17 protein-coding genes and 1 pseudogene are annotated in these 17,900 nt (G+C 73.0%); 10 read left to right on the top strand and 8 right to left on the bottom strand.

Translation table 11 applies throughout. The annotated features are described in order from the left end of the window. Window positions 1-67 precede the first annotated feature (67 nt). From ACLQ29_RS15135 to hisF, 4 genes are all read left to right on the top strand, one after another. On the top strand, window positions 68-514 hold the full coding sequence (locus tag ACLQ29_RS15135; RefSeq protein WP_393363319.1) for a MarR family winged helix-turn-helix transcriptional regulator: 447 nt from the start codon (window positions 68-70) through the stop codon (window positions 512-514). A gap of 5 nt (window positions 515-519) precedes the next feature. Continuing rightward, entirely contained in the window at window positions 520-951 is a 432-nt protein-coding gene (locus ACLQ29_RS15130) for an organic hydroperoxide resistance protein (RefSeq protein ID WP_425772193.1), read from the top strand. Window positions 952-996: 45 nt separating this feature from the next. After that, the gene (locus tag ACLQ29_RS15125) at window positions 997-1,992 is read left to right on the top strand and encodes an NADP-dependent oxidoreductase (protein WP_425772192.1); all 996 of its coding nucleotides are present in this window, start codon (window positions 997-999) and stop codon (window positions 1,990-1,992) included. Between the two features lie 76 nt (window positions 1,993-2,068). Next, the gene (gene hisF / locus ACLQ29_RS15120; RefSeq protein ID WP_425759834.1) at window positions 2,069-2,836 is read left to right on the top strand and encodes an imidazole glycerol phosphate synthase subunit HisF; all 768 of its coding nucleotides are present in this window, start codon (window positions 2,069-2,071) and stop codon (window positions 2,834-2,836) included. A 5-nt stretch (window positions 2,837-2,841) separates the two neighbouring features. Here the strand turns inward: hisF and ACLQ29_RS15115 are convergent, their stop codons facing one another. Both ACLQ29_RS15115 and ACLQ29_RS15110 read right to left on the bottom strand, forming a co-directional pair. Further along, window positions 2,842-3,303, bottom strand: a complete 462-nt coding sequence (locus tag ACLQ29_RS15115) for a hypothetical protein (protein ID WP_393363307.1) — start codon at window positions 3,301-3,303, stop codon at window positions 2,842-2,844. A 102-nt stretch (window positions 3,304-3,405) separates the two neighbouring features. Beyond that, window positions 3,406-4,077 carry a YczE/YyaS/YitT family protein gene (locus ACLQ29_RS15110; RefSeq protein WP_425772191.1) on the bottom strand — a complete coding sequence of 224 codons (672 nt, stop codon included), beginning with the start codon at window positions 4,075-4,077 and terminating at the stop codon, window positions 3,406-3,408. A gap of 59 nt (window positions 4,078-4,136) precedes the next feature. Between ACLQ29_RS15110 and ACLQ29_RS15105 the strand changes: the two genes are divergently transcribed. After that, window positions 4,137-5,594 (top strand): PLP-dependent aminotransferase family protein, encoded by a 1,458-nt coding sequence (locus ACLQ29_RS15105; protein ID WP_425772190.1) that lies wholly within the window; start codon window positions 4,137-4,139, stop codon window positions 5,592-5,594. A gap of 64 nt (window positions 5,595-5,658) precedes the next feature. On the opposite strand, the gene ACLQ29_RS15100 is transcribed toward ACLQ29_RS15105, so the two are convergent. The 3 genes from ACLQ29_RS15100 to ACLQ29_RS15090 form a co-directional block, all read right to left on the bottom strand. Then, window positions 5,659-7,485, bottom strand: a complete 1,827-nt coding sequence (locus ACLQ29_RS15100; RefSeq protein ID WP_425772300.1) for an AMP-dependent synthetase/ligase — start codon at window positions 7,483-7,485, stop codon at window positions 5,659-5,661. Between the two features lie 137 nt (window positions 7,486-7,622). Beyond that, on the bottom strand, window positions 7,623-8,498 hold the full coding sequence (locus tag ACLQ29_RS15095) for a terpene synthase family protein (protein ID WP_425772189.1): 876 nt from the start codon (window positions 8,496-8,498) through the stop codon (window positions 7,623-7,625). A gap of 199 nt (window positions 8,499-8,697) precedes the next feature. Beyond that, window positions 8,698-9,327, bottom strand: a complete 630-nt coding sequence (locus ACLQ29_RS15090; protein ID WP_425772188.1) for a TIGR03085 family metal-binding protein — start codon at window positions 9,325-9,327, stop codon at window positions 8,698-8,700. A 216-nt stretch (window positions 9,328-9,543) separates the two neighbouring features. Here ACLQ29_RS15090 and ACLQ29_RS15085 point away from each other — a divergent pair, with 216 nt between their 5' ends. The 3 genes from ACLQ29_RS15085 to ACLQ29_RS15075 all read left to right on the top strand — a co-directional run bounded on the left by ACLQ29_RS15085 (window position 9,544) and on the right by ACLQ29_RS15075 (window position 14,104). Next, window positions 9,544-11,427 carry an ABC transporter ATP-binding protein gene (locus tag ACLQ29_RS15085; protein WP_425772187.1) on the top strand — a complete coding sequence of 628 codons (1,884 nt, stop codon included), beginning with the start codon at window positions 9,544-9,546 and terminating at the stop codon, window positions 11,425-11,427. Between the two features lie 56 nt (window positions 11,428-11,483). Continuing rightward, window positions 11,484-13,262, top strand: coding sequence for an ABC transporter ATP-binding protein (locus ACLQ29_RS15080; RefSeq protein WP_425772186.1), 1,779 nt, complete (start codon window positions 11,484-11,486; stop codon window positions 13,260-13,262). A gap of 92 nt (window positions 13,263-13,354) precedes the next feature. Then, window positions 13,355-14,104, top strand: a complete 750-nt coding sequence (locus ACLQ29_RS15075; protein ID WP_425772185.1) for a DUF2470 domain-containing protein — start codon at window positions 13,355-13,357, stop codon at window positions 14,102-14,104. A gap of 126 nt (window positions 14,105-14,230) precedes the next feature. On the opposite strand, the gene ACLQ29_RS15070 is transcribed toward ACLQ29_RS15075, so the two are convergent. The 3 genes from ACLQ29_RS15070 to ACLQ29_RS15060 form a co-directional block, all read right to left on the bottom strand. Further along, the gene (locus ACLQ29_RS15070) at window positions 14,231-14,827 is read right to left on the bottom strand and encodes a TetR family transcriptional regulator (RefSeq protein WP_425772184.1); all 597 of its coding nucleotides are present in this window, start codon (window positions 14,825-14,827) and stop codon (window positions 14,231-14,233) included. A 62-nt stretch (window positions 14,828-14,889) separates the two neighbouring features. Then, window positions 14,890-15,645, bottom strand: a complete 756-nt coding sequence (locus ACLQ29_RS15065; protein ID WP_425772183.1) for an ABC transporter permease — start codon at window positions 15,643-15,645, stop codon at window positions 14,890-14,892. Further along, window positions 15,642-16,397, bottom strand: a complete 756-nt coding sequence (locus ACLQ29_RS15060; protein ID WP_425772182.1) for an ABC transporter ATP-binding protein — start codon at window positions 16,395-16,397, stop codon at window positions 15,642-15,644. Before ACLQ29_RS15060 ends, ACLQ29_RS15065 begins: the two co-directional genes overlap by 4 nt. Window positions 16,398-16,591: 194 nt before the next feature. Between ACLQ29_RS15060 and ACLQ29_RS15055 the strand changes: the two are divergent. Together ACLQ29_RS15055 and hisI are read left to right on the top strand one after the other, a co-directional pair. Then, window positions 16,592-17,278, top strand: a pseudogene (locus tag ACLQ29_RS15055) (phosphoribosyl-AMP cyclohydrolase); the annotation flags it as partial. Between the two features lie 180 nt (window positions 17,279-17,458). Continuing rightward, complete coding sequence (gene hisI / locus ACLQ29_RS15050) at window positions 17,459-17,890, top strand: phosphoribosyl-AMP cyclohydrolase (RefSeq protein WP_393364502.1); 432 nt, start codon at window positions 17,459-17,461, stop codon at window positions 17,888-17,890. Window positions 17,891-17,900 lie beyond the last annotated feature (10 nt).

Below are 17,900 nucleotides of genomic sequence, written 5' to 3'. Positions count from 1 at the left end.
GGTGCGCGCCGTGCCCCCTCCGGTCCGATAAGTTGTGCACAATCTAATTGTGGGCTACGGTTCTGCGGTGACCGATGACCTGGTGCTGCGCCGGCAGGTGTGCTTCGCGCTCTACGCCGCGTCGCGCGCCCTCACCGACGTCTACCGGCCGATCCTCGACGAGGTCGGGCTGACCTACCCGCAGTACCTGGTGCTGCTGGTGCTCTGGGAGCGCCCCGACGACGCCCCCACGGTGTCCGAGTTGGGCGCCGAGCTGCGGCTGGACTCCGGCACGCTCTCCCCGCTGCTCAAGCGGCTGGAGGGGGCGGGTCTGGTGGCCCGGCGGCGGTCGGCCCGCGACGAGCGGCGGGTCGAGGTCGGCCTCACCGAGCAGGGCCGGGCGCTGCGCGAGCGGGTCTGCGACGTCCCGCTGCGCATCGCGCAGGCCACCGGGCTGGGCCTCGGCGAGCTGGTCGCGCTGCGCGACACCCTCACCCGGGTCACCGAGACCATCCACCGACAGAAGGAGCAGTGACTCTCATGCAGGTTCTCTACACCGCGTCCGCGACCGCCAGCGGCGACGGCCGCGACGGCCACGTCGAGACCTCCGACGGCACCCTGGCGCTCGACCTGGCCGTGCCGAAGGAGATGGACGGCGCCGGTGGGGCCGCCAACCCCGAGCAGCTCTTCGCCGCCGGCTACGCGGCCTGCTTCCACAGCGCGCTGCGGCTGGTGGGCCGCCGGGCCAAGGCCGACGTGAGCGGCTCCGTGGTCACCGCGGAGGTGGGCATCGGCCCGAACGGCAGCGGCGGTTTCGGGCTCACCGTGCGGCTCGTCGTCGACCTGCCCGCCGTTCCCCGCGAGACCGCCGAGCAGATCGTCGAGCAGGCCCACGAGGTCTGCCCGTACTCCAACGCCACCCGCGGCAACATCGACGTCGCGCTGACCGTCCGCGAGACCCTGGCCGCGTGACGGCGCGGCTCCAGGCCCCCACCCGCGGACGAGAGGACGAACCACGTGACCGGCAATCGTGAGATCCACCTGGCCAGCCGCCCCGAGGGCTGGCCCACCGAGGACACCTTCCGGATCGTCGACACCGACATCCCGACGCCCGGACCGGGCGAGATCGTGGTCCGCAACCAGTACCTGTCCGTCGACCCGTACATGCGGGGACGGATGAACGACGTCAAGTCCTACGTCGCGCCGTTCGCGCTCGACGCGCCGCTCGACGGCGCCGCGATCGGCGAGGTGGTGGCCAGCGAGGCGGCGGGCACCGCCGTCGGGACCACAGTCCTGCACGGGCTCGGCTGGCGGGAGTACGCGCTGCTCGACGCCACCGCCGCCCGGCCGGTCGACCCGAGCGTCGCGCCGGTCAGCGCGTACCTGAGCGTGCTCGGCATGACCGGGCTGACCGCGTACGCCGGGCTGCTGGGGGTCGCCGCCATGAAGCCCGGCGAGACGGTCTTCGTCTCCGCCGCGGCCGGCGCGGTCGGCAGCCTGGTCGGCCAGATCGCCAAGCTCAAGGGCGCGGGCCGGGTCATCGGCAGCGCCGGCTCGCCGGCCAAGGTGGAACGGCTGCGGGCGCTGGGCTTCGACGCGGCCTTCGACTACCACGACGGGGTCCGCGAGTCGCTGCGCGGCGCCGCCCCGGACGGCGTCGACGTCTACTTCGACAACGTCGGCGGCGACCACCTGGAGGCGGCGATCTCGGCCATGAACCTGCACGGCCGGGCCGCCATCTGCGGCATGATCGCCCAGTACAACGACACCGAGCCGCCCGCCGCGCCGCGCAACCTGGCACTCGTCATCGGCAAGCGGCTCACCCTGCGCGGCTTCCTGGTCAACGATCACAACGACATGCGGGGGGCTTTCGTCCGCGACGTCGCCGGCTGGCTGCGCGACGGCGCGCTGTCCTACGACGAGACGATCGTCGACGGCATCGAGAACACCCCGGCGGCGTTCCTCGGCCTGCTGCGCGGCGAGAACCTGGGCAAGATGCTCGTCAAGGTGTGAATCCCGATCCGACGCGCGGCGGTGACCGGCCGCACCGGTCGGTCGTCGCCGCGCGTGCGGGCGATAGGCTCGCGGCATGACGGTGGCGGTACGGGTGATCCCCTGTCTCGACGTGGACGCCGGGCGGGTGGTCAAGGGTGTCAACTTCCTCGACCTGCGCGATGCCGGCGACCCGGTGGAGTTGGCGGCCGCGTACGACCGGGCCGGCGCCGACGAGCTGACCTTCCTCGACGTCACCGCCTCCTCCAGCGACCGGGGCACCATGCTCGACGTGGTGCGCCGCACCGCCGAGTCGGTGTTCATCCCGCTGACCGTCGGTGGCGGTGTCCGCCAGGTCGCCGATGTGGACACGCTGCTGCGCGCCGGCGCGGACAAGGTCGGCGTGAACACCGCCGCCATCGCCCGGCCGGAGTTGATCGCCGAGATAGCCGACCGGTTCGGCCGGCAGGTGCTGGTGCTCTCCCTCGACGTGCGTCGGTCGCCCGGCGGCGGCACACCCAGTGGCTTCGAGGTCACCACGCACGGCGGCCGGCGGGGCACCGGCATCGACGCGGTCCGGTGGGCGCAGCGGGGGGCCGAGTTGGGCGCGGGGGAGATCCTGCTCAACTCGATGGACGCCGACGGCACCAAGGCCGGCTTCGACCTGGAGCTGATCGCCGCGGTGCGGGCGGTGGTGGACGTGCCGGTGGTGGCCAGCGGGGGCGCCGGTGAGGTGGCTCACTTTCCGCCCGCGATCGGCGCGGGCGCGGACGCGGTGCTCGCCGCGAGTGTCTTCCACTTCGGCGAGCTGACCGTGGCCGAGGTCAAGGACGCGCTGCGGCACAGCGGCCACCCGGTGCGCTGAGCGGGTCAGTGCCCGCCGGAGTGCCCCTCCGGTGACCGGCGGGGCGTGGGGATCGAGCGGACGGCGTATTCCTGGACGGCCGCCGCGTGGTCGGCCTCGTCCAGGCTCCAGTCGGCCCGGCCGGGCGCGTGTCGGCGGGTCAGCACGCCCTGCACGGTGTCCACCATGGTCGCCACGCCCGCCCGGGGGCGGGTGCGCCAGAGCTGCTCACCCTCGGTGGTGATCCGGAACCAGCCGTCGGCGACGCTCACCAGCCCGGCCCCGACCAGCCGCTGGACCGCGGCCTCCACCTCGTGCCGCTGTGGAATCGCGTGGTTGAGGTGGTCGGCGGTGGAGAGCACGTCGGTCAGGCGGACGCCCTCCGGCCGTCGACTCGTCGCCGACCGGCGGTGCCGGCCCGCTCCGCTCGCGATCACCAGCGACACGAAGATCCAGGCGTCCGTCCAGCGCCAACCGTTCTCCCCCATGCAGAGATGATGACGGCGCGCGTCGCGGAAGGGAACACCCACCCTCCCATCTGGTATGCCGCACCACCACGACGTACCGGCTCGCGGACGGTGGGTGAGGATTCAGCCGGCGGGGGCGACCGGCGCGGGGCTGCCCGGCGCGGGCGCGGGGTCGTCCGGCGCGGCGCCGTCGGGCACCGCGAACAGCGGAATGAAGAGCTGGGCCAACGGGCCGATGGCCAGCGCGTACGCGACGGTGCCCACGCCGACCTTGCCGCCGAGGAGCCAGCCGAGCGCCAGCACGGTGACCTCGATGACGGTACGCACCAGCCGGACCGACCGGCCCGGCCGGCGGGCCACGAAGCCGGTCATCAGCCCGTCTCGGGGCCCCGGCCCCAGGCGGGCGCCGAGATAGAGGCCGGTGGCGGCACCGTTGGCGACGATCCCGGTGCTCAACAGCGCGATCCGGACGCCGAGCGGGCCACCGGTCGGCAGGAGGGCCAGTGTGGCGTCCACGACGAGGCCGATCACCACGACGTTGCTGACCGTGCCGAGGCCCGGCCGCTGTCGTAACGGAATCCACAGCAGCAGCACCAGCGCGCCGACGGCGATGGTGACGGTGCCGAAGGAGAGCCCGGTCCGCTTGGACAGCCCCTGGTGGAACACGTCCCAGGGGTCGAGGCCCAGGGCGGAGCGGATCATCAGGGCCATGCTGACGCCGTAGAGGACGAGCCCGAGATAGAGCTGCGCCAGTCGCCGGACCGGCCGCTGCCGCAGATTGCCAATCAGTGCCATGCATGCCACTCTAGGTGCCAATCCTCGCCGAGGAAGATGCCAATATCCGAGGAGTGGTCATGACTGGGCAGGTACGAGGCAGCCAATTGGCCCGTCTGCTCGGCCAGTGGCACGCCCTGCCGGGCCGGCGGCGCAGCCCCGACTACGCCGCTCTGGCCGGGGCGGTGCGCGGCCTGCTCGCCGACGGCCGGTTGCCGCTGGGAGTCCGACTCCCGGCCGAACGGGAGCTGGCCGAGGCGCTGCGGATCAGCCGGACCACAGTCACCGCCGCGTACCGGCAGTTGCGGGAGACCGGGCACCTGGCCAGCCGCCGGGGGGCCGGGAGCTGGACGATGCTGCCCGGCAACCACCGGGTGGCCAGCACCGGCCTGTGGACCCCGCTCGACGACCGGGACATGCTCGACCTCGGCGTCGCGGCGCTGGCCGCCCCGCCGCAACTCCTGACGGCCGCCCGGGCGGCCACCGAGGACCTACCCCGCTATCTGGGCGGGGCCGGCTACCACCCGACCGGCATCATCGAGCTGCGCGAGGCGGTGGCCGGCGCGTACACCGCCCGGGGTCTGCCGACCTCGGCCGACCAGATCATGGTCACCAGCGGCACCCAGCACGCCCTGGACCTGGTGTTGCGACTCGCGCTCGCCCCCGGCGGCAACGTCCTGGTCGAGTCCCCGACCTATCCCAACGCGCTCGCCGCGCTGGCCGGCCGACGGGCCCGGATCACCACCCACGGCCTGGCCGCCGACGGCGGTGGCTGGGAGCCCGACCTGCTGCTGGGCAGCCTCCGCCAGACCCGGCCCAAGCTGGCCTACCTGATCCCGGAGTTCCAGAACCCGACGGGGCACCTGATGCCCGCCGCGCTGCGGGAACGTGTGGTGGCCGCCGCCCACGCCGTCGGCACCGACCTGGTCGTCGACGAGTCCTTCGTGGACCTCGCGCTGGACGGCACCGAGGTGCCGCCCCCGGTCGCCGTCCACGACCGGCACAGTCGGGTGATCAGCATCGGCGGGATGAGCAAGTCCTACTGGGGTGGCCTGCGGATCGGCTGGGTGCGCGCCTCCGCGCCGCAGGTGCAGCGGCTGGCCGCCGTCCGGGTCGGGGTGGACATGGCCAGCCCGGTGCTGGACCAACTGGTCGCGGTGCACCTGCTCGCCGACGCCGACGCCATCGTCGCCGACCGCCGCGTCCAGTTGACCGGCCAGCGCGACGCCCTGCTCGGCGCGCTGGCGCACCGGCTGCCGGACTGGCGGGTCACCGTGCCGCGAGGTGGCGTGACGCTCTGGGCCGAGTTGGACGGCCCGGTCTCCAGCGCGCTGGCCCGGGCCGCCGAGGAGGTCGGCGTACGACTGGCGCCCGGCCCCCGGTTCGGCCTGGACGGCACCATGGAGCGTTTCCTGCGACTGCCGTTCACCCTGCCCGCCGCGGACCTGGTGGAGGCCGTCGGACGGATCGCGGCGGTCCGCTACGACCTGGACCGGACCGGGCCGCAGCGGTGGCGGGAGCCGGCCGTCATCGCCTGAGCCCCATCGACGGAAAGCCGGTGGCCCCGTACCCGGGTGTGGGTGCGGGGCCACCGGCGACGCGTCACAGCTCGGCGAGGGTGCCGGCGTACATCTTGTCGATCTCGCCCGCGAAGTTGCTCTCCACACCGCGCCGCTTGATCTTCAACGACGGGGTGATCTCGCCGTCCTCGATGGTGAGGTCGCGGGGCAGGATGGTCACCTTCTTGATCTGCTCCCAGCGGTTGAGCTTGGCGTTGACCTGGGCGACGTACTCCTCGACCATCGTCTGGGCCTCCGTCGAGGTGACGATCTCGGTGTAGCTGCGCCCCTCCAGCGGCCCGCCGGCGACCCAGCCCCGGATCGCGTCCGGGTCCAGCGTGATCAGCATCGTGCAGAAGTTGCGCGCCTGGCCGACGACGACCGCCTGCGAGGTGTACGGGCAGAGGGCCTTGAACAGCCCCTCGATGTGCGACGGCGCGATGTACTTGCCGCCCGAGGTCTTGACCAGGTCCTTCTTGCGGTCGGTGATCCGCAGGTAGCCCTGCTCGTCCAGGGTGCCGATGTCGCCGGTACGGAAGAAGCCGTCCTCGGTGAACGCGGCGGCGGTCTCCTCCGGCAGGTTGTGGTAGCCGCGCATCACCGGCCGACCGCGCACCAGGATCTCGCCGTCGCTGTCGATCCGGCACTCCAGGTCGCCCATCGCCTGGCCCACCGAGCCGATCTGGAGCCCGCCCGGCGGGTTGACGAAGTTGCCGGCGCTGGTCTCGGTCAGGCCGTAGCCCTCGGAGATCGGCAGGTTCGCCGCGGCGAAGAAGGAGCCGATCTCCGGGCTGAGCGGAGCGGCACCGGACACCAGTACCCGCATCCGGCCGCCCAGGCGGGCCTGGAGCTTGCTGAACACCAACTTCTCGGCAAGCGCGTAGCGCAGCTTCAGCCCGCCCGGCACCGGCTTGCCGGCCTGCTCCAGGGCCACCTTCTGCTTGCCGGTCCGGACAGCCCAGGCGAAGATCTTCGCCTTCGCGCCGCCCGCGCTCTGCGCGGTGGTCACCGCCCGGTTGTAGACCTTCTCGTACACGCGGGGGGCGCCGCACATGAGCGTCGGACGGATCACCGACAGCAGGTCGACGAGCTTGTCCACCCGCCCGTCGACGTAGGTGGGCAGCCCCACGTGGATGGCGCCGCAGAGCAGCGTCTTGCCGAACGAGTGGGACAGCGGCAACCACAGGTACTGCAGGTCGTCGTCGAGCAGCAGCCCGGCCTCGGCCTGTGCCACGGCCTCCCAGCACCAACCGCCGTGCAGCAGCTCGACGCCCTTGGGTCGGCCGGTGGTGCCCGAGGTGTAGATCAGGGTGGCCAGGTGGTCGGGGCCGATGCCGGCCACGAGCATGTCGATCAGTTCCGGTTCGGCGGCCAGCGCGTGGGCGCCCCGCTCCTCCAACTCGGCGAGCGTCAGTTGCGGGACCGCGGCGGCGGGGTCGACGGCACCGTCGAGGAGCACCACATGGGTCAGCGCGGGCAGGTCGGCGCCGGCGATCTTCGCCGCCTGGGCCGGGTTCTCCGCGAACAGCACGCTCGACCCGGAGTCGGCGAGGATGTAGGTCGCGTCCGCCGGTTCGGTGGTCGGGTAGACGGCGGTGGTCGCCCCACCGGCACACATGATGCCGAGGTCGATGATCACCCAGTCCAGCCGGGTGTTGGCGAGAATCGCGACCCGGTCCTCCAGGCCGATGCCCAGGCCGTGCAGGCCGGCGGCGACCGCCTTGGCGCGCTGGGCGACCTGTGTCCAGGTCAACCAGGCCGGCCCCGAGTCGTCGGCGTTCGGGGACGCGAACGCGTGCCGGTCGGGGGTGGCCGCCACGCGCTTGAGGAACATGTCCGGGATGGAGCGGTACGATATATCGAGAGCCATCGCGGTAGCCGCCTTCGGGGGTGGTGGCGTGACGGTCGTCACGTCATGATGGTTACCGAAGAGTATTGCCTGGCGTGGTGCGTCGGCTAGTCCCGGTGATCGTCCGGCCCTGCACCCCACCGTCCGGTACGGCCGAATCAGGCGTACCGGGCGGCCACGACTGACCAGTCGTAGGTGGCACGGACCCAGTTGCGCCGTGCGGCCAGCGCGTGGCGCAGACCGTCGTCCCCGGTGGCCAACAGCATCTTCTCGACATCGAGGTACGCGTCCAGCCCCTGGTTGAAGCGGTCCGCCGCGGCCCGCAGCGCGCTCGCCTCGTCCGCGCCGCTGTCCCGGGCGAGCACCGTCACCAGGTTGTGCGCGTCCGGGTCCACCTGGCTCTCCTTGCCGTAGGAGAAGAGGTCGTTGCACCAGCAGACCAGGTCCACCGCCAGCACGTCGAGGGCGACAAGCGCCGGATGGGCGCGCTGGGTCGGCCCGAGTTGCTGGGGCGCCGCCAGGTCGGTGAGCGTGAGACACGGCCGTACGCCGCCGATGTGTCGCCGCAGTTGCACGTACTCCGCCACCTCGGGCACCCGCCGGCGCTCCCGGTTGGCCGCCTCCCAGAGCAACGCCAACAGGTACTCCCGCAGCTGGCTGACGAACCGCAACAGCAGGGCCGGGTGGTCGTGCAGCCGGGTGCGGCGGCACAGGTCGTGCAGCGCGTCACCGAGCGGCCCGACGGCGGGCGGTACGACGTCCGGGTCGCCGCAGCGATCCAGCACGTCGATCAGCGTGCTGATCGCCGGCCCCAGCCGGGTCGGGTCGGCGCCGAGGCCGTCCTCGTCGCAGGCGTCGTCCATCACGAAGAGCCAGCTGATCAGGTCGGTGAGCAGGCGTAACCCGTCCACCGATCCGTCCGGGCAGGCGCGGCCGGCCAGGCCGGCGGCGTCGGCCCGGTGCAGCCGCTGCACACGCTGGCTGGAATCGACCAACCCGAACGCGCGCGCCCACTCGACGCTCTCGCCCGCCACCTGCTCGGCGGCCCCATGGCGCCCCGCACGAAAAGGGGGCTGCCGCAGCGCCGAAATCGCAAATTTCCGCACAGTGCGCCCCCACTTCGTACCGCTCGGCGCGGAGCGGCGCGGTGAAGCGTACGGGAGGAGACATCAGCGTGTTTCGCTGGGTGTGGGCAACGCCACACTTGACTTGTGACCGTTTCAGCTCAGGGAGTCACATGCCCAGGTTGGCGGCCCGCAGGCGACGTGCGGCGGCGGTCGTGCCGTCCAGTTGGACCCGCGCCACCCGCTGCCGGCCGGAGAGGAACAGGGTCAGCTCGGCGGGGGCGCCGACCAACCGCAGCGGCTCCCCGCCCCGACCGACGGAGATCTCGCCGTGACCGGGCGCCTGCACGTAGAGGTCCGCCGGAAAGCGGCGCAGGGCCAGCCGGGCCAGCGGGGCGGCACGCTTCCACAGGGTGCGCTGCAGGCCGGCGGGCAGGTCGCGCGGTTGCCACCCGGAGCCGGCCCGCCGCACGTCCTCGTGATGGATGAAGAACTCCATCGTGTTGGCCAGCTCGTCGGTCAGGGGGTTGCTGACCGGGCTCCACAGCGGCGGCCGTCGTACCTGCGCCACCAGCTCCGGGTAGGGCAGCGCGGCGAGTCGGCGACGCACCCGTTCGGCGTAGCCGCGCAGCGGCGGCAGCAGGATCCCGCCGGCCGCGTCCGGGCGGCGTTCCCGCAGCACCAGGTGCGCGGCGAGGTCACGGGTCATCCACCCCTCGTTGATCGTCGGGGCGTCCGGCCCGAGGGCCAGCAGGAGATCGGCCAGCGCCTCGCGCTCGGCTCGGGCGTACCGCGGCATCTGCCGATCGTAGGCCCGGTCGCTCGCCGGCGCGCGACACCGGCCGCCGGCTCGTCGCCCGCCGTCCGCCGGCCGCCGCCCGTCGGCTCGTCGTCCGCCGTCCGCCGCCCGCCGTTCTCCGGTACGTGACGGTCGACATATCCCGACCGGGTCGGCAGTGCTGGCCCGGACCGGTAAGGATGAGGGAGATAATTGCGGCTTACGGCGGGGGAAAGCGTGGCGAGCAAGACAAGTCGGGACGTGCTCAGCCGAGGGTTGGGGGTCCTGCGGCAGGCGATCCGCGAGCAGCCTCGGATCTTCTCGGTCGCGGTCGTCGGCAGCGTGCTCTTCGGCGGCATGATCATCGTCAGCGCACGGGTCGTCGGAACTGTCATCGGCGAGGTGGCGCTGCCGGCCATCTCCCGCGGCGAGGTGGGCGCCGGGACCCTGGCGTTGGCCGCGGCCGCGCTGTTCGGGATCAGCGTGCTGCGGGTGGCGGGCATCTTCGGGCGTCGGCTCGGCGCCGGCTACATGCAGTACCGCCTCCAGGCCTCCTACCGGCGCCGGGTCACCCGCCGTTACCTGGAGCTGCCGCTGTCCTGGCACCACCGCAACTCGACAGGCACCCTGCTGTCCAACGCCAACTCCGACGTGGAGGCGGCCTGGTACCCGATCGCGCCGCTGCCGTTCGCCGTCGGCACGCTCGTGATGCTCGTCGGCGCGATCGTGTCGCTCTTCGCCACCGACTGGGCGCTGGCCCTGGTCGGCCTCGCGGTCTTCCCCGCGCTGTTCGCGCTCAACGTCGTCTACTCCCGCCGGATGGCGCCCCGACAGGCTCGGGCGCAGCGCCTGCGCGCCGAGGTCAGCGGCATCGCCCACGAGAGCTTCGACGGCGCCCTGGTGGTCAAGACCATGGGCCGCGAAGCCCAGGAGACCGCCCGGTTCGCGGGTCGCGCCGGTGAGCTGCGCGACTCGCTGATCGCGGTCGGCCGGCTGCGCGGCGTCTTCGACCCGCTGTTGGAGACCCTGCCCAGCCTCGGCACCCTCGCCGTGCTCGTGGTCGGGGCGTTCCGGCTGCGCCAGGGCGCGATAAGCGTGACCGAGTTGGTGAGCGTGGCCTTCCTCTTCACCGTGCTGGCCTTCCCGGTGCGGGCCATCGGGTGGGTGCTGGCCGAGCTGCCGCGCAGCGTCGCCGGCTGGGACCGCGTCCGCCGGGTGCTCGACGCCACCGGCGAGATGCCGTACGGGCAGCGCGTGCTCGACCAGGACAGCGCCGGGGCGGCCACCCTCACCTTCCGCGACGTGCACTTCTCCTACCCGCCGGCCGAGGCGCACCAGACCGGCGCGCAGGTCCTCGGCGAGGTCGGCTTCACGGTGCCGGCCGGTCGGACGGTGGCCCTGGTCGGGCCCACCGGCGCCGGCAAGTCCACAATCGCCTCGCTGGCGGTGCGCCTCGTCGACCCGGACTCCGGCGCCGTCACCCTGGACGGGGTGGACGTACGCGAGCTGACCGCCGCCTCGCTGGCCGGCGCCGTGGCGCTGGTCGCCCAGGTGCCGTTCGTCTTCGACGACACGGTCCGCGCCAACATCGCCCTGGACCGGCCGGGCATCGACGACGAGGCGGTCTGGGCGGCGCTGCGGCTGGCCGAGGCGGACGGGTTCGTCGCCGCGCTGCCCGACGGTCTGGACACCATGGTCGGCGAGCGGGGCACCTCGCTCTCCGGCGGGCAGCGGCAACGGCTCACCCTGGCCCGCGCGCTCGCCGGGCGGCCGCGCCTGCTGGTGCTCGACGACGCGACAAGCGCTGTCGACCCGCGGGTGGAGGCGGCCATCCTGGCCGGGCTGCGGTCGTCGGCGGCCGAGCCGGGGGTGCCTGTCGCGTCGATCCTGGTGGTGGCGTACCGCCGGGCCACCATCGCGCTCGCCGACGAGGTCATCTACGTGGAGCAGGGACGGGTGCTCGCCCGGGGCACGCACAGCGAGTTGCTGGCCACCGTGCCCGGGTACGTCGACCTGGTCACCGCCTACGAGCAGGCGGAGGTCGAGCGCGCGCAGGAGAGCGCGTACGGCGACGAGGTCGCGCCGTTGCCCTCGGGCCTGGAGATCGAGGTGGACCGGTGAGCGGGAGGAACGCGGCGAAGCGGAGTCCCGCGGTCGCGAACGAGAGGCGGGATCCGGTGACGACGACTGTGGACGGTGCCAAGCGGGAGGAGACGACCTGGCAGACCCTGCGCCGGGGTCTGGCGCTCTCACCGGAGCTGCGGACCGGCCTGGCCGGCACCCTGGCCCTGGCGTTGGTCTACATGATCGGCCGGGTGGCCGTGCCGGTCGCCGTGCAGCAGGGCATCGACCGGGGCATCGTCGGCGGTCTGAACCTCGACGTGGTCTGGTCGGTGGTGGCGGTCACCGCGGCGATCCTGACGGTCACGACGGTCTGCGGCTATCTGATGATGCGCCGGCTGTTCACGGTCAGTGAGACGGCGTTGGCAAACGTCCGGACGCGGGCGTTCCGGCACGTGCACGACCTGTCGATGTTGCACCAGCAGTCGGAGCGGCGCGGCTCGCTGGTCTCGCGGGTCACCAGCGACGTCGACCAGATCACCCAGTTCCTCCAGTGGGGCGGGGTGATCCTGCTCGTCAACCTCGGTCAGCTGGTGGTCACCACCGCCGTCATGCTCGCGTACTCCTGGCAGTTGACGCTCGTGGTGCTGGCCGCCTTCCTGCCCGCGGTGTTCGTGATCCGGCGGTTGCAACGCCGGCTGGGCTCGGCCTACGCGACGGTGCGTCAGCGCACCGGCACGCTGCTCGGCACGATCGGCGAGAGCGTGGTGGGCGCGCCGGTGATCCGGGCGTACGGGATCGCGGGCCGCACCGAGCGGCGGTTGGACGAGGCCATCGACGGGCAGCGGCTGGCGCAGCAGCGGGCGATCCGGATCAGCATCGTGGGCAGCTCGGTGGGCGAGCTGGCCGCTGGGCTCGCGCTGGCGGGTGTGGTGGTGCTCGGGGTGACGCTGGGGGTGGACGGCACGCTGTCGATCGGCCAGTTGACCGCGTTCCTGTTCCTGGTGACGCTCTTCATCCAGCCGGTGCAGATCGCCACCGAGGTGCTCAACGAGGCGCAGAACGCGATCGCCGGCTGGCGTCGGGTGCTGGATGTGCTGGACGTCGCCCCCGACGTGGCCGATCCGGGGGAGCAGGGGCGCAAGCTGCCGGCCGGGCCGCTGGACATCCGGTTCGCCGGTGTGCGGTTCGCCTATCCGGGTGGCCCGCCGGTGCTGCACGACATCGACCTGGAGATTCCGGCGAAGAGCCGGGTGGCGGTGGTCGGCGAGACCGGCAGTGGCAAGACCACGTTCGCCAAGTTGCTGACGCGGCTGATGGACCCGTCGGCCGGGGCGGTGCTGCTGTCCGGGGTGCCGCTGGCGGAGGTGCGGTTCGACTCGCTGCGCGCCCGGGTGGTGATGGTGCCGCAGGACGGGTTCCTCTTCGACGCGACGGTGGGGGACAACGTCCGGTTCGCCCGGCCGGAGCTGACCGACGAGGAGCTGAGCGTGGCCTTCACCGAGCTGGGCCTGTCGGACTGGCTGGAGGGTCTGCCGGCGGGTCTGGACACGCCGGTCGGCGAGCGCGGCGAGGCGCTCAGCGTCGGTGAGCGGCAGTTGGTCGCACTGGCCCGCGCGTACGTGGCCGACCCGGACCTGTTGGTGCTGGACGAGGCGACAAGCGCCGTGGACCCGGCGACGGAGGTGCGCCTGCAACGCACCCTGGACGCGGTCACCAGGGGGCGGACCACCCTCGCGATCGCGCACCGGCTCTCCACGGCGCAGGCCGCCGACGAGGTGATCGTGGTGGACCGGGGTCGGGTGGTGCAGCGCGGGCCGCACGACGAGTTGGTCCGCGACGCCGACTCGGTCTATGGCCTGCTCTACGCCTCCTGGCTGGAGCAGACCCGGTGATGCGCTCCGGCTGCGCGGGGTTTGTGGACGCCGACAGCGAGGTGCTCTAGGCTCCGGGTTAGGCAAGCCTAACCTTCGAAGGAGGTCGCGCCATGCGGCCCAACCCCGCCGAGATCGTCCGTACCCTCGTCGCCGGTCGCCTGCCCGGTCTCGTGCATCTCGCGCACCGGCCGGGCCCGCACCACGCCCGGCACGTGACCGACCCGGACGGGCGGGTGCTGCTGTTGGTGCCGGTGGCCAGCCACCTGGCCGCCGCGCTGCGACCGGCCGCCGGGGTCAGCGACGTCGCGGTGGTGCTCGACGTGCTCGACCTGCCACCCGCCGCCGGCGCGCCAGGTCTGGGTCGGGCCTGGGTCTCCGGCTGGGCCGGCGAGCTGTACGGCGACGAGGCCCGCCAGGCGGCGCTCGACTTCGCCGCGGTGGAGCCGACCGGCGACCTGCTCGACCTGGGCACCCGGTTCCGGCTGTTCCGCTTCGAGGTGGTCGAGGTCCGTTGGGAGCGCGCCGGCCTCGTGCGCCGGATCGACCCGGGGGAGTACGCGGAGGCGGAGCCGGACCCGGTGCACCCGGTCGAGGCGCGCCTGCTCGCCGACCTCGCCGAGTGCCACGGCGCCCAGGTGACCGCGTACCTGCGCCAGCAGCTCGGCCTGACCGAGCAGACCCCCGACGGGCCGCCCCGGGTGGTGCGCATCGACCGCTACGGGCTGGTGGTCGCCCTCGGCCACCCCGGCGCCCGACGGCGGATCCGGCTGGCGTTCCCCGGCCCGGTCGCCGACCCGGCCGACCTGCCGCGACTGCTGCCGCCGCTGCGCCTCCCCGCCGGCACCCGCCCGCCGCGCTGACCGCACCCTGACCCTGGCCCCGTCCCCACCCCTGCTCTGCGCCGATCTTGCACTTTCGGTTGCCGGAATGCGTTGGTTATCCATTCTTGTCGGGACAGTAAGTGCAAGATCGCGGGGCGTCCGGGGTCAGGCCGGCAGTGGGCCGGTGAGGTAGCGCTGGATCGTCGGGCCGACCGCGGCGACCAGGGTCTCCGGGTCGGCCGAGGCGACCGGCTCCAGGTGCACCACGTGTCGCATCATGGCCAGGCCGATCATCTGGGTGGCCACCAGGGAACCGCGCAGCGGCAGCTGGGCCGGATCGACGTCGAGTTGTTCGAGCACCCGCCGCAGCACCTGGGTGGTGATGAAGTCGCGCAGCAGTCGGGCGGTCCACTCGTTGCTCACCGCGGAGCGCAACAGCGCCTGGGCGGCCGCGCCGGCCGGGGAGTCCCAGATGCCGAGGAAGGTACGCACCAGGCGCTCACCGGCCCCGTCCGGGTCGCCGGTGAGCACCTTCGGCAGCAGTTGACCGGGGTCGACCGGGAAGTTCATCGCGGTGAGGAAGAGTTGGTCCTTGCTGCCGAAGTAGTGGTGCACGAGCGCCGGGTCGACGCCTGCCGTGCTGGCGATGGCGCGGATCGAGGCGGCGTCGTAGCCCCGCTCGGCGAACGTCGTGCGCGCCGAGTCGAGGATCGCCTCCCGGGTGTCCGGGTTGCCGGGTCGCCGGCCGGTCCGCCGCGTCATCGCCGCCCTTCGTTCGTCCACCCGGGCAGCCGTGGGCCGGCCGGCCCACGGCTGCCGCGGTCTCACCCGCTGCGTCGGCGCAGGGTGGCCGCCGCGAGCACCAGCGCCAGCACCACCGCGCCGAGCACCACCGCCACGTCCCGCCACATTGTGCCGGTCGGCTCGGCGTGGGCGCCCACCTCCTGCAACGCCTCGATGGCGTACGACAGGGGGAAGGCGTCACCGAGCGCCTGGAGCCAACCGGCCATCTCGTCGCGGGCCACGAACAGCCCGCAGAGCAGCAGCTGGGGGATCACCACGACTGGCAGGAACTGTACTGCCTGGAACTCGGTGCGCGCGAAGGCGCTGCACAGCAGCCCGAGGGCGACGCCCAGCACGGCGTCGACGACCGCGATCCCGATCACCAGCCAGCTGCTGCCGGCGGTGTCCAGATCGAAGATCCAGTACGCCAATGCGGCGGCGACGGCCGCCTGCGCGGCGGCGGCCAGCCCGAACGCGATGCCGTAACCGAAGAGCAGGTCGAGCTTGCCCAGCGGTGTGGTGAGCAGACGCTCCAGGGTGCCGGAGGTGCGTTCGCGGAGCATCGCGATGCTCGTCACCAGGAACATGATCACGAACGGGAAGATGCCCAGCAGCACCAGCGCGACCCGGTCGAACGTCGTCGGCTGCCCGGGTGGGGTCGGTTGGTCGGCGTACATGAAGTAGACGAGGGTGAGCAGGACGGCCGGCACCACCACGAGCAGGGCGATGGTGCGCCGATCGTGCCGGAGCTGACGCAGGATGCGGCCGGTGGTGGCCGCCAGGATCCGGGGGTTCATGACTGCTCCTGTCCGGGTTGCGAGACGGTGGTGGTCGGAGCCGCCTCGCCGGCCCGGATCAGGCGCAGGAACGCCTCGTCGAGGTCGTCCACACCGGCGGCGGCGCGGATGGCGGCCGGGCTGTCGTCGGCGATCAACCGCCCCTGGCGGATCAGCAGCAACCGGTCGCAGCGGGCCGCCTCGTCCATCACGTGGCTGGACACCAGCAGGGTGGTGCCCGCGGCGGCCATCGCGTGGAACCGGGCCCACAGGTCGGCCCGCAGCACCGGATCCTGACCGACGGTCGGCTCGTCGAGGATGACCAGCTCCGGCTCCCCGACCAGGGCGCAGGCCAGCGAGGCCCGGCTGCGCTGACCGCCGGAGAGGGTGGCGACCAGTTGGCCGGCGGCCTCGGCCAGCCCGACATCGGCGATCGCCCGGTCGGCCTCGACCCGCCCGCGCCCGTAGAGGGCCGCGAAGTAGCGGGCGTTCTCCCGGACGGTCAGGTCGGCGTAGACGCTCGGCGCCTGGGTCAGGTAGCCCACCTGGTGCCGCAGCGCCGGGGCGCCGGCCGGTTGACCGAGCACGGTGACCGTCCCGCCGCTGACCACCTGCACCCCGACCACGGCGCGCATGAACGTGGTCTTGCCACTGCCGCTGGGGCCGAGCAGCCCGGTGACGGCGCCGCGCGGAATCCGGCAGCTGATGCGGTCCAACACCCGCCGCCCGCCCCGGTCGACGACCAGGTCACGGACGGCTATCGCGTCGTCCATCACGTACCTCCCAAGAAACTCATCATCCGTTGAACTCAACGGTAGATGAAATGCTGCCCCCGGTGCAATGGCCAGGACCGGCGATTGGCCAGCTACCGTGCACCGGGCGATAGAACGGGCAGTAGGCTTCGGACCGGACACCGAGTCCGCCAACGGGCATTGCGCGCTGATGGGGCGTACGGCACGATGGCGCCGTGGGTCACGCTCCGTTACCGAATAGCGGTTTTCTCGAGGACTGGGCCGCGCGGTTGCGGCAAACCGGCGAGCGGCCGGTCGTCGGCATCCTGCTGCGCGGCAGCCACGCCCGCCGAGCCGCCACCGCACACAGCGACGTCGACCTCGACGTGCTGGTGGGTGGCGCGCCGTACGCCGCGCGGCAGGCGTACCTGGCCGAATCCGCAGGCCGGGTCACCCACGTCTCGGTCGCCGCGCGCGACGTCCGCTCCTGGGTGCATCGACTCGGCGAACCGGCCGACTGGGCGTTCGGGCTCCCGGTCACCGCTCCGGCGCGGCTGCTCTGGGCCGACCCGCACTGGCGGCCCCGCATCGACCTGCCGGTGCTCTGCCAGCCCGCCGAACCACCCCGACTCGAGGAGCTGATCGCCACGCTCGGTAAGGCCGCGGCCGCCCGGTCCGCCCACGACCGACTCGGAGTCCGGCTCGCCGTCGCCGACCTGGCCCGGCTCTGCCCATCGGTGCTGCGCCCGGCCAACCCGTCGGTGCGGGTCCACTCCCGCCGGGCGGCCTTCTCGGCGGCCCTGGACCTGCCGGTCGCCCCACCGGGCTACCGGGCGGACATGCTGCTCTGCCTCGGCCTGCGACCGGGCGCCACCGCCCAGCTGTTCTCCGCCGCCGTCCGACTCGTCGCCGGCACCCTGCCGCTGATCCGGCCGTACGCCGAGGAGATCGCCGAGGTGGCCGGCGCGGACCTGGCCGCCGCCCTTGTCGAGGGTCGGCTGGATCGGTACGTGGCCCAGCTGGCCCGGCCCGACGTGCCCGCGCCGCCGCCGCACCGGGAGCGGTCGCCGGTGCCCGCGCCACGTGCGGGACACTTGGACACTGTGTCCGTACCTGACTCGCCGGCGACCGGCGTCCCCAGCGCACCGAGCGACCCGATGGCATCCGGGTCGGCCCGCCCGTCCCGACTCGACGCGGCCATCGCGGCCCGGCTGCGCCGCACCGCCGACGGTCTGGTCGCCGCGGTGGTCCGCGCGCACGACACCGGCGAGGTGCTGATGGTCGCGTGGATGGACGACGAGGCGCTGCACCGCACCCTCACCACCGGCCGGGCCACCTACTGGTCGCGCAGCCGCCGCGAATACTGGGTCAAGGGGGCCACCTCCGGGCACCACCAGTACGTCCGCTCGGTCGCGCTGGACTGCGACGGAGACGCGCTCCTTGTCAGCGTGGACCAGGTCGGCGCGGCCTGCCACACCGGACACCGGACCTGCTTCTTCACCGAGTTGCCCGTCACCGCCCCGGAGGCCCGGTGAGCGCGCCCAG

The sequence above is a fragment of the Micromonospora sp. DT228 genome, assembly GCF_049841595.1.
GTDB lineage: Bacteria > Actinomycetota > Actinomycetes > Mycobacteriales > Micromonosporaceae > Micromonospora.
Note: the sequence above shows the minus strand (reverse complement) of the source record. Positions and strands in the feature narration are given on the sequence as shown.

Excerpts from the sequence above, each read along its gene's own strand:
- ACLQ29_RS15130 (WP_425772193.1), top strand. The coding sequence starts at position 520 with ATGCAGGTTCTCTACACCGCGTCCGCGACCGCCAGCGGCGACGGCCGC.
- hisF (WP_425759834.1), top strand. The coding sequence starts at position 2,069 with ATGACGGTGGCGGTACGGGTGATCCCCTGTCTCGACGTGGACGCCGGG.
- ACLQ29_RS15115 (WP_393363307.1), bottom strand. The coding sequence starts at position 3,303 with ATGGGGGAGAACGGTTGGCGCTGGACGGACGCCTGGATCTTCGTGTCG.
- ACLQ29_RS15110 (WP_425772191.1), bottom strand. The coding sequence starts at position 4,077 with ATGGCACTGATTGGCAATCTGCGGCAGCGGCCGGTCCGGCGACTGGCG.
- ACLQ29_RS15105 (WP_425772190.1), top strand. The coding sequence starts at position 4,137 with ATGACTGGGCAGGTACGAGGCAGCCAATTGGCCCGTCTGCTCGGCCAG.
- ACLQ29_RS15100 (WP_425772300.1), bottom strand. The coding sequence starts at position 7,485 with ATGGCTCTCGATATATCGTACCGCTCCATCCCGGACATGTTCCTCAAG.
- ACLQ29_RS15090 (WP_425772188.1), bottom strand. The coding sequence starts at position 9,327 with ATGCCGCGGTACGCCCGAGCCGAGCGCGAGGCGCTGGCCGATCTCCTG.
- ACLQ29_RS15075 (WP_425772185.1), top strand. The coding sequence starts at position 13,355 with ATGCGGCCCAACCCCGCCGAGATCGTCCGTACCCTCGTCGCCGGTCGC.
- ACLQ29_RS15070 (WP_425772184.1), bottom strand. The coding sequence starts at position 14,827 with ATGACGCGGCGGACCGGCCGGCGACCCGGCAACCCGGACACCCGGGAG.
- ACLQ29_RS15065 (WP_425772183.1), bottom strand. The coding sequence starts at position 15,645 with ATGAACCCCCGGATCCTGGCGGCCACCACCGGCCGCATCCTGCGTCAG.
- ACLQ29_RS15060 (WP_425772182.1), bottom strand. The coding sequence starts at position 16,397 with ATGGACGACGCGATAGCCGTCCGTGACCTGGTCGTCGACCGGGGCGGG.